This is a genomic window from Dolichospermum sp. UHCC 0260 (assembly GCF_009711985.1).
Taxonomy (GTDB): Bacteria; Cyanobacteriota; Cyanobacteriia; order Cyanobacteriales; family Nostocaceae; genus Dolichospermum; species Dolichospermum lemmermannii.
Map to the genome: position 1 here is coordinate 36,559 of NZ_VIKZ01000009.1, position 18,563 is coordinate 55,121.

Annotated in this window: 16 protein-coding genes and 1 pseudogene; 7 read left to right on the forward strand and 10 right to left on the reverse strand. The window is 35.9% G+C overall.

Translation table 11 applies throughout. The features are described 5' to 3' along the window. Window positions 1-192: 192 nt before the first annotated feature. Window positions 193-1,377: a CBS domain-containing protein gene (locus tag FJR08_RS05645; RefSeq protein WP_168632486.1), complete on the forward strand. Its 1,185-nt coding sequence runs from the start codon at window positions 193-195 to the stop codon at window positions 1,375-1,377. Window positions 1,378-1,924: 547 nt separating this feature from the next. Here the strand turns inward: FJR08_RS05645 and FJR08_RS05650 are convergent. Next, window positions 1,925-2,104 (reverse strand): antitoxin HicB, encoded by a 180-nt coding sequence (locus FJR08_RS05650; protein ID WP_168632487.1) that lies wholly within the window; start codon window positions 2,102-2,104, stop codon window positions 1,925-1,927. A 261-nt stretch (window positions 2,105-2,365) separates the two neighbouring features. Then, a complete protein-coding gene (locus FJR08_RS05655) occupies window positions 2,366-3,907 on the reverse strand; it encodes an NAD(P)/FAD-dependent oxidoreductase (RefSeq protein ID WP_168632488.1) in 1,542 nt (513 codons plus the stop codon). 82 nt (window positions 3,908-3,989) lie between these two features. Between FJR08_RS05655 and FJR08_RS05660 the strand changes: the two genes are divergently transcribed. Beyond that, a complete protein-coding gene (locus FJR08_RS05660) occupies window positions 3,990-5,357 on the forward strand; it encodes a DNA cytosine methyltransferase (RefSeq protein ID WP_168632489.1) in 1,368 nt (455 codons plus the stop codon). On the opposite strand, the gene FJR08_RS05665 is transcribed toward FJR08_RS05660, so the two are convergent. Then, window positions 5,358-6,158, reverse strand: coding sequence for a TdeIII family type II restriction endonuclease (locus FJR08_RS05665; protein WP_168632490.1), 801 nt, complete (start codon window positions 6,156-6,158; stop codon window positions 5,358-5,360). A gap of 308 nt (window positions 6,159-6,466) precedes the next feature. On the opposite strand from FJR08_RS05665, the gene FJR08_RS05670 reads away from it, so the two are divergent. The 4 genes from FJR08_RS05670 (at window position 6,467) to FJR08_RS05685 (ending at window position 12,124) form a co-directional block, all read left to right on the forward strand. Continuing rightward, on the forward strand, window positions 6,467-6,661 hold the full coding sequence (locus FJR08_RS05670) for a hypothetical protein (RefSeq protein ID WP_168632491.1): 195 nt from the start codon (window positions 6,467-6,469) through the stop codon (window positions 6,659-6,661). A 303-nt stretch (window positions 6,662-6,964) separates the two neighbouring features. Further along, the gene (locus FJR08_RS05675; RefSeq protein WP_168632492.1) at window positions 6,965-8,824 is read left to right on the forward strand and encodes an NAD(P)H-quinone oxidoreductase subunit F; all 1,860 of its coding nucleotides are present in this window, start codon (window positions 6,965-6,967) and stop codon (window positions 8,822-8,824) included. A gap of 177 nt (window positions 8,825-9,001) precedes the next feature. After that, window positions 9,002-10,504: an NADH-quinone oxidoreductase subunit M gene (locus FJR08_RS05680; protein ID WP_168632548.1), complete on the forward strand. Its 1,503-nt coding sequence runs from the start codon at window positions 9,002-9,004 to the stop codon at window positions 10,502-10,504. A 297-nt stretch (window positions 10,505-10,801) separates the two neighbouring features. Further along, window positions 10,802-12,124 (forward strand): CO2 hydration protein, encoded by a 1,323-nt coding sequence (locus FJR08_RS05685; RefSeq protein WP_168632493.1) that lies wholly within the window; start codon window positions 10,802-10,804, stop codon window positions 12,122-12,124. Between the two features lie 75 nt (window positions 12,125-12,199). Here the strand turns inward: FJR08_RS05685 and FJR08_RS05690 are convergent, their stop codons facing one another. The 7 genes and pseudogenes from FJR08_RS05690 to FJR08_RS05720 all read right to left on the reverse strand — a co-directional run bounded on the left by FJR08_RS05690 (window position 12,200) and on the right by FJR08_RS05720 (window position 17,137). Continuing rightward, window positions 12,200-12,688 carry an ArsC/Spx/MgsR family protein gene (locus FJR08_RS05690; RefSeq protein ID WP_168632494.1) on the reverse strand — a complete coding sequence of 163 codons (489 nt, stop codon included), beginning with the start codon at window positions 12,686-12,688 and terminating at the stop codon, window positions 12,200-12,202. A 234-nt stretch (window positions 12,689-12,922) separates the two neighbouring features. Beyond that, window positions 12,923-13,534: a cupin gene (locus FJR08_RS05695; RefSeq protein WP_168632495.1), complete on the reverse strand. Its 612-nt coding sequence runs from the start codon at window positions 13,532-13,534 to the stop codon at window positions 12,923-12,925. Between the two features lie 241 nt (window positions 13,535-13,775). After that, window positions 13,776-14,261, reverse strand: coding sequence for a hypothetical protein (locus FJR08_RS05700; protein ID WP_015079410.1), 486 nt, complete (start codon window positions 14,259-14,261; stop codon window positions 13,776-13,778). 310 nt (window positions 14,262-14,571) lie between these two features. Further along, entirely contained in the window at window positions 14,572-15,129 is a 558-nt protein-coding gene (locus tag FJR08_RS05705) for a hypothetical protein (RefSeq protein WP_254435696.1), read from the reverse strand. Continuing rightward, entirely contained in the window at window positions 15,119-16,222 is a 1,104-nt protein-coding gene (locus tag FJR08_RS05710) for a hypothetical protein (protein WP_168632496.1), read from the reverse strand. Before FJR08_RS05710 ends, FJR08_RS05705 begins: the two co-directional genes overlap by 11 nt. 94 nt (window positions 16,223-16,316) lie before the next feature. After that, window positions 16,317-16,655, reverse strand: coding sequence for a XisI protein (locus FJR08_RS05715; RefSeq protein WP_168632497.1), 339 nt, complete (start codon window positions 16,653-16,655; stop codon window positions 16,317-16,319). Next, window positions 16,643-17,137, reverse strand: a pseudogene (locus FJR08_RS05720) (XisH family protein). The gene FJR08_RS05715 and the pseudogene FJR08_RS05720 overlap by 13 nt, the downstream one beginning before the upstream one ends. A gap of 248 nt (window positions 17,138-17,385) precedes the next feature. Here FJR08_RS05720 and FJR08_RS05725 point away from each other — a divergent pair. Beyond that, entirely contained in the window at window positions 17,386-18,546 is a 1,161-nt protein-coding gene (locus FJR08_RS05725) for a hypothetical protein (RefSeq protein WP_168632498.1), read from the forward strand. Window positions 18,547-18,563 lie beyond the last annotated feature (17 nt).

Sequence of the window (18,563 nt, forward strand, 5' to 3'; positions counted from 1 at the left end):
CCTATTTGGATAGACAACTTTAAATTTTATCCTCCGTTTACCTTTTAATCGTTAAACCCTTTATATGTAACCTATTCCCTCGATTTATCCTTTACATCCCCCGTATCATAACTGAAATTTGTAGAAATAATATGTATATGACAAAAAACTTTACAAAACTTTATAAATTAACTTCATCAGCTATTGTCAACCATGCAAATTGATGACCCACTCATTGGCGTTCCCTGCTTAGAAGAGGCGATAGATAGGCATCCACTGGTTGTTGCGCCCCATACTTCCCTAATTAATGTTGTGAATTTAATGAATCAGACGCGAGGTAATAGTTGTTTATTACCTGATTTTGATTCAGCAATTGGCTTTAGTTCCATGGGAGGTACGCGTTCAAGTTGTATTTTAGTCATGGAAGAAACAGAAATACTGGGTATTTTCACAGAGCGAGATATTGTCAAACTTACAGCAGCGGGTAGAGATTTTGCTGATGTGAAAATAGCTGATGTCATGGTGCATCCAGTCATAACCTTAGCGGAAACTGCATTTCGGGATATCTTTGCCGCACTGTTTTTGTTTCGACGATATCGCATTCGCCACTTGGTGATAGTCAATGCAGAGGAACAACTCGTGGGGATTGTCTCCCCAGAAAGTATTAGACAAATTTTGCGCCCCACCAACTTGCTGAAAATGCGGCGGGTGTCAGAAGTAATGACAACTCAGGTAATTCATGCACCACCTACAGCCTCCGTACTCAGCTTGGCGCAGATGATGGCGGAAAATCAAGTTAGTTGCGTGGTGATAGTCAAAACAGATTCCTGGAACGATGTCTTATCAGCCTTTAAACCAGTAGGAATTGTGACAGAAAGAGACATCGTACAATTTCAAGCATTGGGATTAAATTTGGCTCAAATTCAAGCAAAAACAGTGATGAGTACACCATTATTTTTGCTTAGTCCAGAAGATTCTCTCTGGTCTGCCCATCAAGAAATGCAGCAGCGACGAGTGCAGCGATTAGTTGTATCCTGGGATTGGGGAGCAAAGTTAGCGATCGTCACTCAAACCAGTTTATTACGGATATTTGATCCACTGGAGATGTATGGAGTCATAGAAACATTACAAATAACTGTAGCTCAATTAGAAACAGAGAAAGCTAAATCTTTCCATAACCAAAGTAACTCCACCGAACTACCTCTACAGCCAGACTTAAAGCAGATACAGAAACAACATATAGTTGCTGACGAAAACTTAGATAACTTGATTGCTACTGTGCAAAGCCGGATAGAACATTTGATCAAAAACCCTGATTTATCCACAGAATTACAGCAAATGTATTTAGGTTTAGCGACAACGGAGATGGAAAAAATCCGCCATTGTCTTCATAGCTGAAAAAATATATAGGACTATTGGGCGTTGCTGATTAAGAGTATGATTTTGTTTCACGCAGAGGCGCAGAGAGTAAGAGTTTGAAATCATTGATTTTTCAATTTCATACCCTAATTCAGCAACGCCGACTATTGTTTAGTAAGCATTCTAAAAATAAGATGCGTTTGCCCTGGGTTCTGGAACTAGCTCTTCATAAGAATACCCGGTAAGTGGGAAACTCAGTGGCTTTAGCCCTGAGAGGGAAACGACACGAGCGGTTTTAACCGCTGTGGATATTAAAATTGAAACCAGATTTTTGATTGGAATCTGGAAACCAACTCCCATTTCTGGGGTAATGTTAGCTTCGACCTGTTATAAGAGCTTGTTAGACTTGCAACACTGTTCCAGTGACCTTAGAACTGTTTAATCACAAGCGACAGAGCAGGGAACTAGCTACGCATTCCGGGGTGTCGTGACTCAAATAACGGCTACCATGAGAGTAAACTCAGGGTGGTCTGGTCAGTACGGCTTGCTTGATTACTCTTGCAAGCCCAGTCCCTTTAGGGCTGGGTTACTGACTAGATTCCATATCAGTTACTACATCTTTTACTAAATCTGTAATACCTTTGAGTGTAGCATTCTGATCTTTATGAAGATAAGACAGACTGGGAAATTCAGCACACAATCCCACGAATTCTTGATCTTCTTCCGACCAAGTAACTTTATATGTGTAGTGGGTATAGTTAACCATCTTCCATTTCCTCAATTTTTTTATAGGATAGGTAAGATGCTTATGATTAGCATTAAATAAATAATAGTATCAATATTAATACTATGTCAATGGGAGCGTTAAACTAATTTGAGGTATAAAATCACAAAACCTCTATTCATAACCATTTACCAGATACAGCAGATTCCGCTCTAATGAGGTACAAACTTGAATTATGAAACTCTTGTAGTGCGGGCATCTTGCCCGCTGGATATGTACCTCATAACACCGGAAAGTGCTGTATTATTCAGAATAATCACTACCAGAACCAAACTTCCATTTATCTATTAACCGATGCCAATAATATCGGTTTTCTGGTGATAGATTATTAACTAATATTTCTAATCTTGGACTTAAAGAGAACAAACTAGTATACACAATTAAATTCACATAATGTAACATCCAATCCAACAAACTCAATAAACCAACTTGGGGAATGATTTTCGCAACTAATAAAGGATGAGATAAACCAGTTTTTAACAAAGTTTTTGTTAACGCCCTAAACTGAACAATATCTTGTAAAAAAGGTTTTAAAATAGGTGTTCCTAACTGCTGCATTTGGGCAAATACAGCGGAGAGTAATTGGTTAATTTGATTGGGGTCAATTTTTTGATTTACACCTACACTCATCGCTTTTTGGAATAACCAAGTTACACTTAAACTCGGTTGATAGGGTTGCAATATTGCCAAAGATTGGGCAGATAATTGATCAGTTTTTAATGCTTCTGCAATTCCTAAAGTCAACCTTTGTAAATGACGTACCATAGCCCCAAAACCACCAAAACTTAAAGGTGATTGATTCCCGCTACTATCTCCCACTGGTAAAATCCGATTCCAAGGGGTTTGCAGAGGACTTTGACGATAACTAGGAAAGAAACCAAACAACGCCCTTTGAAAATTTAGGCGATTAATTTCCACACCTTGATATTCTGGTAACAAGCGTAAATATTCGTCAAATAAAGTTTCTAAACTCAACCGTTGTGGATCTGCATCCATATAGGTAAATAAATATGTAGTTCTTCCGTCTTTTGCGGGAAATGCTTCCCAAAAATATTGACATTGATTTTCCAAAGCTGTGAAAGATAACAACAAGTCTCCTGAGTTATTTTCTGGATATCCTTTAGCACAAGTTCCCACAACTAAACAAAGTGCATCTGGTTTTTTTCCTTGACGCGCTTGTTGGCTAATGGGAGAAAGATTTCCCATAGCATCTAGTAACAATTTTGCAGTAAATTGATTATTGACTATGACTCCATTTGGGTGAACTACAATATCGCTAAATGGTGTATTTTCAAATAACTTTCCTCCAAGCTTAAGAAAGCGGGTTTTTAAGGTTTCGAGGAGATAAATAGGATTGACACCAATGTTAAGAACATCTTCTACCCAAACTTCTGTACCTCCTTGAAAGCTAACTCTTGCGGGGTTATATTCAGTGACGATAGCTTGTGCTAATTCGTCTGCTGTCAACAATTCCAATTCCCGAAATACTTCTAACTCTTTGCGAGAAATATTCCATTCCTGTTCTCTTCCGCGCAAAATTCCCCTTTCTAGTAAGGCTACGCCCACACCACGTACAGCTAAAGCGCAACCAATCAAAATTCCTAAAGTTCCACCGCAAATAATGACATCAAATTCTACAGAGTCTAAATTTTCGGGATTTTCTGTAACTACGTTGGGTATGGGTGCGTTACCTTTTCGCAATAATGTTAATATGCTGTCAGTACGACGCAAGCCGCCTAAAACATCGCCTGGGAGTTGGGAAAGAATTTCTTCGGTTAGGGACATAAAATTTAATTCCATCTGTGTATTTGATGATATACTAAATTTATAACTATGTAATAGTTAGTTGATACAATAGCTAACAAATATGAAATCTATATTTTCACCAATATCAAAACAAGTAGAATTACCTCTAAAATTAGTAACTCATCAAAAACAATTCACTTTTATTGATCTTTTTGCTGGTATTGGTGGATTTAGAATTGCTTTAGATAAATTAGGTGGTCAATGTTTAGGCTATTCTGAAATAGACAAACAAGCAATTAAAGTTTATCAGCAAAATTTTATTAGTTACTTTAATAAACATGAAATTGAATTAGGAGATATCACAAAAATTAGTCAACTTCCACATAGTGTTGACATCATTGTTGGTGGTGTTCCCTGTCAACCTTGGTCTGTTGCCGGTTGTTTAAGGGGATTTGAAGACAAGCGAGGAAAATTATGGTTTGATGTCATTCGACTAGTGAATAAAAATCAACCGAAAGGATTCATTTTTGAAAATGTTAGTGGATTAGCAAGTCCTAAAAATCGGGATAATTTGGAACTGATTCTTAACGAATTAGCAAATACAGGATATTGCGTGAAATGGAAGGTTCTTAATGCTTACGATTTTGGTTTACCTCAAAATAGAGATAGAGTTTTTATTGTTGGGATTAGAAGGGATATAGAAAGATGTCAGGAGTATAAATTTCCTAAACCTTTGAATATTCACCCAAAAGTTCTAGATATTTTGGATGAATTAAAAAATATTAATTTTGTTGAAAAAGTTAAACTAGATGCAAATACTTTATTTAAAGGTGTAATTCCACCATCAAGAACGAGATTTCAAAAAGATGATGAGTTAAATGATTTTTTCATTTTTTCTGATTTAAGGAATGGACATACAACAATTCACTCTTGGGATATTATCAATACGAGTGATAGAGAAAAAATGATTTGCTTAACACTTCTTAAATATAGAAGAAGTAAAAAATATGGAGATAAAGATGGTAATCCTTTATCTTTTGAAGATTTCCGAGAAATAATCACCGATATAGAGATCAATGAATTAAATAAATTGCTGGAAAAAGGAATATTCCGGTTAACATCTGATCATAAATATGAATTTGTAAATTCTAAAAATATGACAGGTATTAATAATATTTATAGAATTATTTTACCGACTGCTGAAATTTTCCCAACTTTAACTGCTACTGGTTCTAAAGACTATATCGCAACTGTATCTATTCATGCTAGTCATCCACAGGAATATAAAAATCTTTTCTTAGAAAAAATTTATCAACCGCAGAAATATATACCCATTACTGCAAAACACGCTTGTAAATTACAAGGATTTCCTCTGAATTTTGAATACCATAAAAAAGATGAAGTTGCTAAAAAACAGTTTGGTAATGCTGTTCCTGTACCTGTTGTTGAATATGTAGCTAAAGAATTACTAAAGATTCTTGATATCTAACTAATTTGGATAAAAAATATCACGAAATTCTTCTGCAAAGTTTTCTTGTCCTAATTCAACAAAAAGTGATTGTAACTCCTCAAATGTATTTTCCTTTCCAGAACAAAAATCCCAAAATTCATTTTCAACCCATATATCTTGGGTAGTATCTAGAGGTGAACTAGATAGCATACTTTTTTTCTCTTCATACCAAGATTTTTTAAAAGGATTAAAAGGAATAGCAATACGCGCTTCTACGTTAGCATGAGGATGTTTAGCAAGTCTGTAAGCATACCATTCCAGCATTTGTTTGTTGAATTTTTTAAAATCTCCTTGATTTGATTGTGTAGTTTTAATGTCAAATATATACTCAATTCCATCTTTAGACAAATGAAGATCAACTCCAGTTCCCGTTGAAGGAGATATGTATTTCTTGATGTCTTGAGGATTTATTTTTAAAGCAGCATTTTTTAGACTTTGTATACATTCTTTTGTTGAAATTCTCCTATTATTAGGCTTATTTTCTCGTTCGGACACTAATCTATCTAATTCACTCTGTAAAGTTTTGGGAAATGGAGTTGGAATTAATATTTTCTCTTGAATGATTTCAAATCCATTTAACTCTGCTAAAGTTTTAGCTATAGGTTCCCAACAAGTTGTTCCTAAACTTGTTTCTAGTCCACCAATCAGAGAACGTATGCGTCTTTCTTTGGGGAAAATATCATCTAATACTTGGTAATTTTTTATTTTCTTACCTTTGAAAAAATTCCTAATTGATTTCTTGAGATTTTCTTTAATTATCCGTTTAATATGCTTATCCATAATTCAATTAGTATGATGTGTTTGTGGAATTGTTCGCGTATAAGCTAGATTGGACAAGCATATGGCTTTGGCTAATTTTGTCATGTAAGAAAACATTACATTAGTTATGCGATTTCTGTGGACTGCTGAACGCTACCGCTTTGATCCCTTTTAAATTAAACATATTAATTTATTAATTTAGTGATATATACGGTCATTCTCGTTATCTTATCAGCTTTGGATATATTTTGGCAAATGAAACTGATCTCAGAATTTATGCCAATCTAGATATAGAAGTCTCTCAATAACTTAATTTGTAGGAAACACCCATGAACAGTTCTCAGATAGTTGCAATTATTACAGGGGCAATTTCTATACTTCTGGCTATCGCATACCTAATCGTTGTCCAAATTATTGATTATCGGGATATGAAGCCAGCGCCCGTTAGTCAACTCAGCCCAGTCGTAATCATTGCGTCAAGTAATTTACCCAATTTGCAACTTGACATAATTGCTAAAGTGTGAATTTGATCGGGGTGGAAAATACCGCCCCTATACTATAGATACTATAGACAAATACAATCCATAGACTCAAAATAATAGTTACCATTTAATAATTCAATCTATTGAAATATAAGAATTCTTTACAGAAAATATCGTGAATTTGTCTAATTAGGTAATTCTTTTTTGGCACAGATAAAGGTAAGCTATTTCTAACAATATTAAATAAAGATAAATTTTCATTGTCTGTCATCACTAAGTTGATAGGGATCAACGCTACTTGGTGTGTTTTCTTTAATTTTTGCTGCAAACTATAGAGGTAATTTAATGGATCAGTATTTAGTAGACACTGTTTGGCTAATTCCGGTTTATGCTTTGATAGGTGGGCTTTTAGCTATACCTTGGTCGCCGGGAATCATTCGCAAAACTGGTCCTCGACCGGCGGGATATGTCAACGTGGTGATGACCTTTATCTCCTTTTTCCATGCCGTCTTTGCTTTCTTTGCTATTTGGAATCATCCAGCTAAAGAAGTATTTATTCCTTGGCTATCAACAGCAGGTTTAAATCTGACTATTAATTTAGAACTTTCTGCTGTCAGCATCGGGGCAGTAATTATTATTACCGGCTTGAACTTGCTGGCGCAGATATACGCTATTGGTTACATGGAAATGGACTGGGGTTGGGGACGCTTCTTTTCCTTATTAGGATTATTTGAAGCTGGTCTTTGTGCTTTGGTTTTGTGTAACGATTTATTTTCCACTTATGTAATTCTGGAAGTCCTCACATTGGGAACTTACCTATTAGTAGGTTTGTGGTTTAGTCAACCCTTGGTAGTGACTGGGGCGCGTGATGCTTTTTTGACTAAACGGGTGGGAGACTTGTTTTTATTAATGGGTGTGTTGGGACTGTGGACACTCTCAGGAACTTGGAATTATACAGAGTTAACTGCATGGGCGGCCACGGCGAATGTTGACCCGACAATTATTACTTTAGTGTGCTTGGGGTTAATAGCTGGACCTATGGGTAAATGCGCCCAGTTTCCTTTGCACTTGTGGTTAGATGAGGCGATGGAGGGACCTGTTCCCAGTACAATTTTGCGGAGTTCGGTGGTAGTGGCCAGTGGGGCATGGGTGTTAATTAAATTACAACCTGTGTTTAGTTTATCACCTGTGGCATCTTCGGCGATAGTGGCGATTGGGGCGGTGACAGCGATTGGTGGGGCGTTAATTGCGATCTCTCAAATTGACATCAAACGCTGTTTATCCTATTCTGTCAGTGTTTACATGGGGTTAGTATTTATTGCGGTAGGCACACAGCAGAACGAAGCCGCATTATTATTAGTTATCACTCATGCCGTATCCGCTGCATTATTAGTTATGAGTACCGGGGGCATTGTTTGGAATAGTGTTACCCAAGATGTTACCCAATTAGGTGGATTGTGGTCACGTCGTCCCATGTCCGGGATAGCATTTATTGTCGGTACATTGGGTTTAATTGGTTTTCCCCCTTTAGGTAGTTTTTGGGCATTATTTAAATTAGCTGATGGGTTATGGGAAACACATCCGACTTTAGTAGGAATAGTAATTTTTGTTAATGCCTTAACTACATTTAGTTTAACTAGAGAATTTGGTTTAATCTTTGGTGGTAAACCCAAACAAATGAGTGAACGTTCTCCTGAAGCTATTTGGTTAATGGTGTTACCAATGATGATTTTATCTGGCTTTGTTTTACACCTGCCTTTAGTGTTGCAAAGTTTGTCATTACTTCCAGACTGGGCAACATTAAATAAAGACGTAGCCCTGCTATTAATTTGGTCAAGTATCTTCGGCTGTAGTATTAGTAGCATCATCTATTTAGGCAACATTCCCAAACCAATTCGTTTACCCTGGCAAGGTTTACAAAATTTATTTGCTTACGATTTTTACACCCCTCAAATTTACAAAGTTACCATTATTTTCGGCGTTGCCCAACTTTCTAAATTTGCCGATATGCTGGACAGATTTGTAATAGATGGTATTGTCAACTCTGTGGGTTTATTCTCTCTATTGGGTGGTGAAGGCTTGAAATATAGTAACAATGGACAAACTCAATTTTATGCCTTAACAGTTCTGTTAGGAGTCGGTTTTTTAGGTGCTTGGGTGACATGGCCTTTCTGGGGAATTCAGTTCATGAATTTAATTTTCTAAATATCTATGATTTAGATTGCTGATAATAATCTACCCCACAGCGGGGGGAAGAAAAGGATAAACTTTTGATATTGGAGGTGGTTGGGGATGGGGTTCTTGTATCTCACTCAATCGAGAACCGCTATATTACCAATTACCAATTACCAATTACCAATTACCAATTACCAATTAATAAATATGTTGAGTGTTTTAATTTGGCTACCAATTATAGCCGCTATAATCATCGGTTTTTATCCAGCAAAAAATGTTCCTGCGAGTCAGATTCGGTTAGTATCTTTAATCGTCACAGGTTTAGTTTTGCTGTGGAATATTTTCATTTTGTTAAAATTTGATATCAGCAATCCAGGGATGCAATTTACAGAATATCTACCTTGGAATGAAACATTAGGTTTAAATTATCAGTTAGGAGTTGATGGATTATCAATATTAATGTTGGTATTAAATAGCTTCCTCACTTGGATTGCTATTTACAGCAGTAGTAAGGATACAGAACGTCCTCGGTTATTTTATTCCCTGATTTTGTTTGTTAGTGGTGGCGTTGCTGGTGCTTTCTTATCAGAAAATTTGCTTTTGTTCTTCCTATTTTATGAATTGGAATTAATTCCATTTTATTTACTAATTTCTATTTGGGGAGGAGAAAAACGAGCCTATGCGGGCATGAAATTCCTGATTTATACAGCCATTTCTGGGGCTTTAATTTTAGCCACATTTTTAGGCATGGTATGGTTAACAGGTTCTCATAGTTTTGCCTTTGATGCTGTGGCGACTCAAAACATTTCTGCGGGAATGCAATTAGTATTATTAGCAGGAATAGTTTTAGGTTTTGGCATTAAGATTCCTTTAATTCCTTTCCATACTTGGCTACCAGATGCTTATGTTGAAGCTTCCACACCTATTGCTATTTTGCTAGGGGGAATATTAGCAAAACTGGGAACTTATGGACTATTGCGATTTGGCTTGGGAATGTTTCCTCAAACTTGGCAGATTATCGCCCCAACTTTAGCAATTTGGGGGGCAATTAGCGCGATTTATGGGGCAGTTGTAGCGATCGCCCAAACAGACATAAAACGCATGGTAGCATATAGTTCTATCGGCCACATGGGCTATATTTTACTAGCAGCAGCAGCCGCCACGCCTTTAGCATTAGTTGGTGCAGTCGCCCAAATGTTTAGTCATGGAATTATTCTCGCTATTCTCTTCCATTTAGTCGGAGTTATTGAAACCAAAGTTGGGACAAGAGAATTAGATAAACTTAGTGGTTTAATGAGTCCTATTCGCGGTTTACCATTAATTAGTGCCTTGCTGGTTTTAAGTGGCATGGCTAGTGCTGGTATTCCCGGTTTAACAGGTTTCATTGCGGAATTTATTTCCTTTCAAGGCAGTTTTTCCAGCTTTCCCATTTCCACAATTTTATGTGTAGTAGCATCTGGTTTAACCGCAGTTTATTTTCTTATTCTTCTCAACCGTACCTGTTTTGGCAAACTGCAAAATAACCTAGCCTACTATCCCAGAGTATTATGGAATGAAAAAGTTCCCGCGCTAATTTTGGCATTCTTAATTATCTTTTTGGGAGTACAACCCACCTGGTTAGTGCGTTGGAGTGAAACCACAACTACCGCTATGGTAGCGGCAGTTCCCACTATCGAAAAAAACGTAATTGCGGAAATTGCGTTGAAGTAATTATCAAAAATCATGAGTAAAATCTATAGCCCGACTGGGAATTAATTCCCAGTCTCATAGCAAAAGTTGTCTTTTGATGACTAAAAATCCACAAAAATCTCTAGTTTACTTTAGTAAACTTTAGCTATTAGCCTGGAACTTACAGCAGATTTCGCTCTAATGAGGTACAAACTTGAATTATGAAACTCTTGTAGTGCGGGCATCTTGCCCGCTACATAAGTACCTGATAACACCGGAAAGTGCTGTAAGTTCCAGGCGGGTGTGGAAGCCAACAAATAAACCCAAAACAAAAATATTATGGTACAAACTCCAGCTAAACCAAATACAAAAATCCCACCTTCAAAACACGAATTTGCAGAAATTATTCATCGTTTAGAAGCTGGCGGTTCAATGTTACCAGATACCCCAGAAAACTTAATGCAAATTATCGGTATTTATAAAGCTTATGCTGTACCAATGGATTTCTATTGGCGAGACTTACTTTATATTGCCGAAAGAGTATTTTTAGATCCTTTGCCAGCTTTTAAATATTTCCTACCCCAAGAATATCTAGACTTACATAATCACTATGCCGGGGATGATGCTGATTTAAGAATTTGGCGAGGTATAGCCACTGCACACCCAGAACTTTTGGCATTTATGCAAAAGGGTGAAACTACCAAAATGCCGAAAATTTTCCATCATTTATTCCATGACAGAATTAACATGGAATTTGCGGAAGCCTGTATGCAGGCTATGTTTTGGCATCGCAAAATGTATGCACCTGTTAATCAATTTGATGCCTATTTAGATTCCGAAGAATATAAAGCTAATGCTGATAAAGCCATTAAAGCTTATTTTCGGAAAAACCCCCTCATGTCGGGACTTTATAAACTGTTTCCTGATATGTTTTTGGAACAGTGCCGGATGATGTCCTATTATTCTAATTTAGGACTTTTTTGGGAAGTCATGGCACCAGTATTTTTTGAAATGTCAGATATTTATGATGAAGGTGGTTTCAAAAGTGTACCTGATGCCATGAATTTTCTCATAAATGGTATATTTGCTATTGCAGGTCGTCCGATTTATCATCATGTTTATATTGATGGTGAATGTTATGAAATCATCCCCAAATCTAAAGGTTTTACTTGGCTATATGAAGCCGCATTACCCTATGTAGAAGCTGTTTTTTATCGCACAGCACCATTTAGAGGGACAAAGTCTTATAATGCCCAAGCAGGACAAGTTCCAGAAGATCAAAAAGACTTCCATTATGGGATTCTTTACGCTGATGTTTTTCCTGTGGGTACAGCCGGAATTCCGCCAACATTATTAATGCAAGATATGCTGCACTTTTTGCCTCAATATCTTGTTGATTATTACCAAGAACATTGTCGAGGAGAAGAGGATATTTTGATTCAATTGGGGATTACTTTTCAACGTTCGATGTATAATGTCACATCGGCGGTAATTCAAGCTTTAAGAACTGCCCTGTTGTATCCTTTAGATGATGAAAATCCTCAGCATTTACAAGCAAATCGGGAATTTTTTGAAATGCAGCTAAATCGCTTTACTCGCACTGATTATGGTATGCGTGATGCAGCGAGATTACGGGATATTCAAAGACAGGATTATAGATAAATTACCCTCACTACCCGCTTTTTCTCTTAATATATTTGATGACCAAGAAAGAGGCGGGTAGAGGCTTGTTAATATCTAATGTTGATGTTCTTGCCCGTGATTTTTGCAACCACCCTGACCATGATGGTGGTCGTCATTATGTCCATGAGTGCAGCCTTGGAGGTTCTGCTGCATGAGGTGTTCACTCATTTGTTTTAAAGACTCATCTACGGCTTTTAAGCCTATCCATGCGTCAATTTTCTCAACATCAAAGCCTACTTCTCTTTTATCCCCTACTTGGATCAAGGGACGACGGATTAATAAGGGATCTCTCAGCATCATGACTAAAGCATTTTCAGCGGTGATGTTTTCTGGATTCACCTCTCCTGATTTTACACTAGGCGCAGCTTTATTGAACCATTCACTGACAGGGCGATCGCCAAAAAATGACCGCAATTTTTCCACTGTCCAAGGTTCTGTTAATAGGTTATATGCTACTACTTCATGACCTGCTGCTGTTAGCAAAACTTTTTGCTTTGTACCACCTTTACAGCCTGGTTTTTCATAGAAAATTACTCTGGCCATTGCTGTTTCTCCTATAAGGTTATAGTTGGATGTTTGGATAGGAAATAATTAACCGCAGATGAACGCAGATAAACGCAGATAGAAGATGATTATTTTGATTGATAGCTAACACTTAGATCCCCGACTTCTAAGATTAATTATTCATTTATTGACAATATCTAAAAAGAAGTCGGGGATCTTATTTTCTATAATATTTATCAGCATAATCTGTTATTTCTTTTTTTGCCACTACCTTTAAAATTTTTTAGCAATGTGGTTAATTACGTCAAATTCAAATCTCTGTTTTGGGTTTGTTTCTCCATAAATATTAAATGTTACTGTTGGTTCTTTACCAATGGCTTGAACTTGATGTATTGTCTCAGGTGTAAAACTGATAATATCACCGGGGGATAAATTTACTTCGCCTGTTTTTTCAATTTTATCAGGAAATTCTGGATGAGAACTCCGTCGCCAAAATGTGTTTTTTTCCTGACCTTTTAAAATTGCGACTACTCCCCATGTTCCATGATTATGAATATTAGAAGTTGTTCCTGGTGCAAATGTTACTGTTTGTACAGTTAGGGGAAATCCTAATTCATCATATAATAGTAAAACCGAGATTCCCGTTTTTAGATTAGGTTGTAAAGATTGACTTTGTACCCAATAGGAATTAATAATTAATCGTCTTACCAACATTCTAATTTCTGGTAGTCGTGTTGATTCATCTTCAACATTTTTGAGGATATCTTCGACTTCAGTTAAAAAGCGATACAGACGATAATTATCACGCAATAAATCCCATGATCTTGCTGATTTACAAACTTGATATTGTCCATTTTCAGCAACAAATAAATCCTGACCTTGCATAAATTTTAAAATATTGACTGTGCAGAATTAGGTAAAAAAATGATAGGAGGAGAGGTTTGAGGCATTTTAGTTATAGGAGTTATTGGAGATGTAGGCATTCCCGGCAGAATCACAGTATTCTGGTTAGAAGATGAGGATATTAGCTGGGAATTTGAGTTGAAAGATAACCAATTATTCATGATTCGTAATTTGCTGATTGCTTGTGGTTGTCATTTGTAGGGGGTTTTCCCTATTTCCAGATTTAATCATCTACTTCTGGTGGACGAGTTAAAATATCGAGAAGAATACCAGCACCAAAATCATTTTTGTCATCAATACCTTTTATTCTGATACTGATTTCCTTTGCTTTTTCTATGTTTCCTAGTTTAGCTAATACCAAACCAGAAGCAGCATAAGCAGTTAAGTACAATCTGATTTGAGATTCTTCGTGACGTTTAACTAGGATAGGTTTAAGTTCTTGCCAATTATCAGGTAGACTTTCCGCTTTTTTTATTTTAGCGGTTATTTTCTCTGCTGTTGTCAGTGCTAAGACATAATTATTTTTGTAGTAAAAATATCTATAAGCTGCAACTAAAACATCTGTGTTATCTCCTGTTTTAGCTAACGCTTGCTGCATATATTTTGTAGATTCTTCTGTATTTTCCCAAGTCTGTGCAGCTAATATTAATAATTCTTTGACATCATCTGCTACATCAAACCATGAAAAGCTATTTGTATCAATTTGCATAATAGGTAATTAATCCCATTTGTTCTGGAATATTGGGGATTTCCCATATTTACTATTTAACAGTTAAAATTATATTTATTTAGATAAATTTAATTATTTTATCACTTTGGTAAAATGAGAGAGAATAACGTCACTTTCTAGTACAGAAAGAGATTCCATACAACAAATTGCAGGAGTTGCTATATTAAGTATTGCTGTTGCTTCCGGATCTTGGGGATAGACTAACTTCTCAGTTTTTTTATTGATTTTTGGCAAAATCAATAAAAAAATTAGTTTCTATATAAAGCGTAATCATTAAATTTTCTAACCTTTATTGTGCTGCATCAGCAATTTTATCTACAAAGCCTATCTGAGTTAGTTCTTCTGATTTTGGTGGATTATCTGTTTTCCAATTATCAGCCAAATCTCTCAACCATCCTTCAACTAATGTTTCCAGATAGTATTCAAAAATCCTCTTTTTATGACTAAATTCTGGATCATATTCAGACAAAACTTCATGAGTTGGGAAGGTGTAGACATTTTCTAACTTTTCACCATCCCATTGAAAAATCTTAATTTCTTCACGGGTAGCTGTCATAGCATAAGGAATTATAACTTTATTATGTTCATACTCAAACTTGAGGATATCTTCAACTTTGGCAGTAATATCTTCTACAATGTTTCTGGCTCTAACTTTTGATACTAAAAGTTTATTTCCGTTTTTATCCCAAGCTGTAATGTCAGATAGTTCTATTGTTTTGTTACTAAGTTGTGTAACGTCCATTTTTTTAATCCTGGTGACATTGACTATTGCAATATCTTCATTATAAATGATAATCGCTCTCAACTCTACATCAAAAATGCGATCGCTCTTCTGTTTACTGTTCATATTCTGTAACTGTATGAGAAAGATTACCATCATCATCAAAAGTTGATTGATGACCACAAATGTGGCAAAAATATCGTTTGAAATTCCTACTACCGAATATAAATTCTTCTAACTTCAAATTTTTTTCATTATGACAAGTTGTACACACAGTATCATTTGAACCTCGTAAATTCATCAACTGTTTAACATTGATTTGAAGAAGTTTTATTCCAACTTCTACAGATTTAGAAATGGCTGTACACCAATCTAAAAAGTCTTGCTCTTTGAAAAGTAGCCCACTCCAAGCATTTTTGTGAACTCCTTTATGTATTAAATACTTTTCCCCACCATGTATGCTGCCATTTAGCTGTTCATACAGGTTAGACACATTTATATTTAGTTCATTAGTTATTAAGCCCGACTTTTCCAACTTATTCAAAAGTCCATCTTTTCCTCGTAGTTGTGGGGTACGATAGTTATTAGATCGCCACTTTTCAAACTCATTGGGTTGATCACAAAAATGAACGGGTAAAACTGCGTTTTCTAAAAATCCACGAAGTATCTGAAATGATTGTTTATAATATAATTGAGCAGCCATTTCTACACAAGCACCTATATCTGTACTTGCTTCAAGTAAATGGGCTTGTGAAAAAAACGCACTATCAGCCAGTATATTGCTATAAACATTCTCCCAAGCTACAAGATACTTCAACGTTTTCCCGAAAATTTTATTGTACAAGAAGTAATCTGGAGCAATTTTTTTATATGTCCGAGCAGCCGCAGGTGCTGGAACTGAGTTCATGGTATACACAGTAAATTTTTCAGCCAATATACTACTTGCATCTATTCCTTCTTCAAGCCTCCGATCAGTTATATTCTTTCTTGTACTCTCATCAAGATGAAATATCTCACCTTCTTTTGAGAGAATGAAAGCAGATTCGTTGTAAAGTTCACTTAAGAATGCAGCTAAATCACCACTAGTAGTTGCTACTTCTGTCCAAGTAGTTAGTGATTCATTAGAAAAATTAAGTAGTGAAATTGCTTTGTCTGTAATTACATCTTTGGAAACAGTAATTACCATAGTTTGAGATTTTATTTTTCTTTTCTGTAACATAAGCAACACTCTCATCTGGTAAAAATATTTGCTTTATATAGCTTATCAAAGCAGATTGACATTAACCTTATGCGTTTCTGATTTTTGATAAAATCTAAAAAACAGCAAACTCCGTATATTTCCGAATCTCAGGCGCTTTAAACCCTAAAATGATATGTGATTTTGGTATTCCCGCAGCAACCAAATCATTAGCAACCCCTTCCTCAGTTCCATCATGTTGAATCCAAACCTTACCATCAATTAAATCAAGATGTAATAAAGTTCCATATATTCGATAACCATTTTTCCAACCAGTTTCTACTAATAAATAACGATCATTTTTTTCATCTAACACCAATTCAACTTTAACTTGTTCATCATTGCCAAGAAAATCACCATATTCTTCAAGAATTTTTTTAATTATTTGACGATATTGATTAGTTAAGGAATCCATTTGACAATTACCTCCTGTTCAGCATCAAAACTAAATAAACGAATTACACCATCTTCAATTAAAGTTTGACCAGCTTCTTCTTCAAAAACTGTTTTACAAGTGCTTTCACTCACAGCCAGAAATAACTTATATTCAGGATAATAACGTGCTAATAAATGATCATACAAAACAAATTGACCAACAGCGTCTTCCAGGTCTTTCATATCCTAAGGACGAGTAAAACTTTTCACCTCAACAGCTATTTTTTCTGTTTCTCGTTCTGCTGCTAATAATCTTTCAGCACCTAAATCAACAAATAGATTTTTACCTCTTGCTAAACGAATTCGTAAAGGGTCATGAATAATTTTCCAACCATCTTTGATAAGTGCATTTTTTACAGTATTGTGATAGATGTCTTTAGCTGGCATAGTATTTATTTTATCAACATAATTTAACAAAGTAATCTCAACTCTATCAAGTAATACAATTATATCATAATTCATGCTGAGGCAAGCTTTTCTATAACCAGTATCAAACAATTGTTATTGCTTTAACAGAAACTTTATGAAAAATGCAGGAAATTGATAGAATTATTCCAGGTTTTCCAATAATCTAAGTAGATGAGTTTCACGCAAGGAAACCCAACATTTTCCAAACTTTGTTGGGTTGCGCTATCGCTTAAACCAACCTACAATTTTATTAACTAAACCGTATTGGAGTAAATAGCGTAAATATTAATTCCCTATCTACATTGCAAACCCAAAATATCCCCCATTTACCCCTCTCCCCTCATGGTGCAAAAATAATATTAGGAAACAATATTACACCAGAACAAATAGCAATACCTATTGCACCTACTCCCACAACAATGTTTGGACCCCGTGCAGCTTGTTTATTATCACCAACGGGACCATTATGGGTAGCAGATACAGGACATCATCGTTTATTAGGGTGGCGAAATTTACCCACAAAAGATCATCAACCTGCTGACTGGATAATAGGACAACCTGACTTTTTTCATGAAGGACAAAACGCTAAAAGAACACCAGGAAAATCTACATTTAGTGTCCCTACAGGTATTTGCAAATGTGGTCATGGTTTAGCCGTTGCAGACGCTTGGAATCATCGCATTCTCATCTGGTATAATATCCCTACAGATAGTCATATTCCCGCAGATTTAGTATTAGGACAATCTAACTTTATTGATAATTTACATAACCGAGGAAATCAACAACCTGCGGCAAATACTTTACATTGGCCTTATGGTATTTTCTATCATCAATGTAAGTTATTTGTAGCTGATACTGGCAATCGTCGCTTATTAATTTGGAATCAATTACCCACAGAAAATGGACAACCTGCGGATATAGTTTTGGGACAACCAGATATGATATCACGCAATGAAAATGGTGGTGGTTCTCCCACTGCTGCTAGTATGCGTTGGTGTCATGATATCACCCTTTGGGAAGATAATTTAGTTGTTACAGATGCAGGTAATAATCGGGTCATGATTTGGGAAGGAATTCCCACAGCAAATAATGCCCCTTGTGCAGTGGTTTTAGGACAAAAGAACTTCAATTTTGTGGAATTGAATCAAGGTGTTTATTTCCCTAGTGCCAGTAGCTTAAGTATGCCTTATGGGGTAGATATTGCAGGGGATTGGTTAATAGTTGCTGATACAGCTAATTCCCGTTTGCTAGGATGGAAAAAACGAGCATCTATTTTATTATTGCAGGGTGCGAATGCTGATGGTGTGATGGGACAAGATAACTTTACAAATAAAAGTGAAAATCGAAATTTTGGACTACCAACAAGAGGAAGTTTAAATTGGTGTTATGGAATTAAGGTTTGTGGTGAGAATGCGGTAGTTGCTGATTCTGGAAATAATCGCGTTTTGATTTGGAAGTTTTAATTATTTCGCGCAAAGAT

What these genes read in the sequence shown, in the direction of transcription:
- FJR08_RS05645 (WP_168632486.1), top strand. Translation starts at nt 193, where the DNA reads ATGCAAATTGATGACCCACTCATTGGCGTTCCCTGCTTAGAAGAGGCG.
- FJR08_RS05650 (WP_168632487.1), bottom strand. Translation starts at nt 2,104, where the DNA reads ATGGTTAACTATACCCACTACACATATAAAGTTACTTGGTCGGAAGAA.
- FJR08_RS05655 (WP_168632488.1), bottom strand. Translation starts at nt 3,907, where the DNA reads ATGTCCCTAACCGAAGAAATTCTTTCCCAACTCCCAGGCGATGTTTTA.
- FJR08_RS05660 (WP_168632489.1), top strand. Translation starts at nt 3,990, where the DNA reads ATGAAATCTATATTTTCACCAATATCAAAACAAGTAGAATTACCTCTA.
- FJR08_RS05665 (WP_168632490.1), bottom strand. Translation starts at nt 6,158, where the DNA reads ATGGATAAGCATATTAAACGGATAATTAAAGAAAATCTCAAGAAATCA.
- FJR08_RS05670 (WP_168632491.1), top strand. Translation starts at nt 6,467, where the DNA reads ATGAACAGTTCTCAGATAGTTGCAATTATTACAGGGGCAATTTCTATA.
- FJR08_RS05675 (WP_168632492.1), top strand. Translation starts at nt 6,965, where the DNA reads ATGGATCAGTATTTAGTAGACACTGTTTGGCTAATTCCGGTTTATGCT.
- FJR08_RS05680 (WP_168632548.1), top strand. Translation starts at nt 9,002, where the DNA reads ATGTTGAGTGTTTTAATTTGGCTACCAATTATAGCCGCTATAATCATC.
- FJR08_RS05685 (WP_168632493.1), top strand. Translation starts at nt 10,802, where the DNA reads ATGGTACAAACTCCAGCTAAACCAAATACAAAAATCCCACCTTCAAAA.
- FJR08_RS05690 (WP_168632494.1), bottom strand. Translation starts at nt 12,688, where the DNA reads ATGGCCAGAGTAATTTTCTATGAAAAACCAGGCTGTAAAGGTGGTACA.
- FJR08_RS05695 (WP_168632495.1), bottom strand. Translation starts at nt 13,534, where the DNA reads ATGCAAGGTCAGGATTTATTTGTTGCTGAAAATGGACAATATCAAGTT.
- FJR08_RS05700 (WP_015079410.1), bottom strand. Translation starts at nt 14,261, where the DNA reads ATGCAAATTGATACAAATAGCTTTTCATGGTTTGATGTAGCAGATGAT.
- FJR08_RS05705 (WP_254435696.1), bottom strand. Translation starts at nt 15,129, where the DNA reads ATGAACAGTAAACAGAAGAGCGATCGCATTTTTGATGTAGAGTTGAGA.
- FJR08_RS05710 (WP_168632496.1), bottom strand. Translation starts at nt 16,222, where the DNA reads ATGTTACAGAAAAGAAAAATAAAATCTCAAACTATGGTAATTACTGTT.
- FJR08_RS05715 (WP_168632497.1), bottom strand. Translation starts at nt 16,655, where the DNA reads ATGGATTCCTTAACTAATCAATATCGTCAAATAATTAAAAAAATTCTT.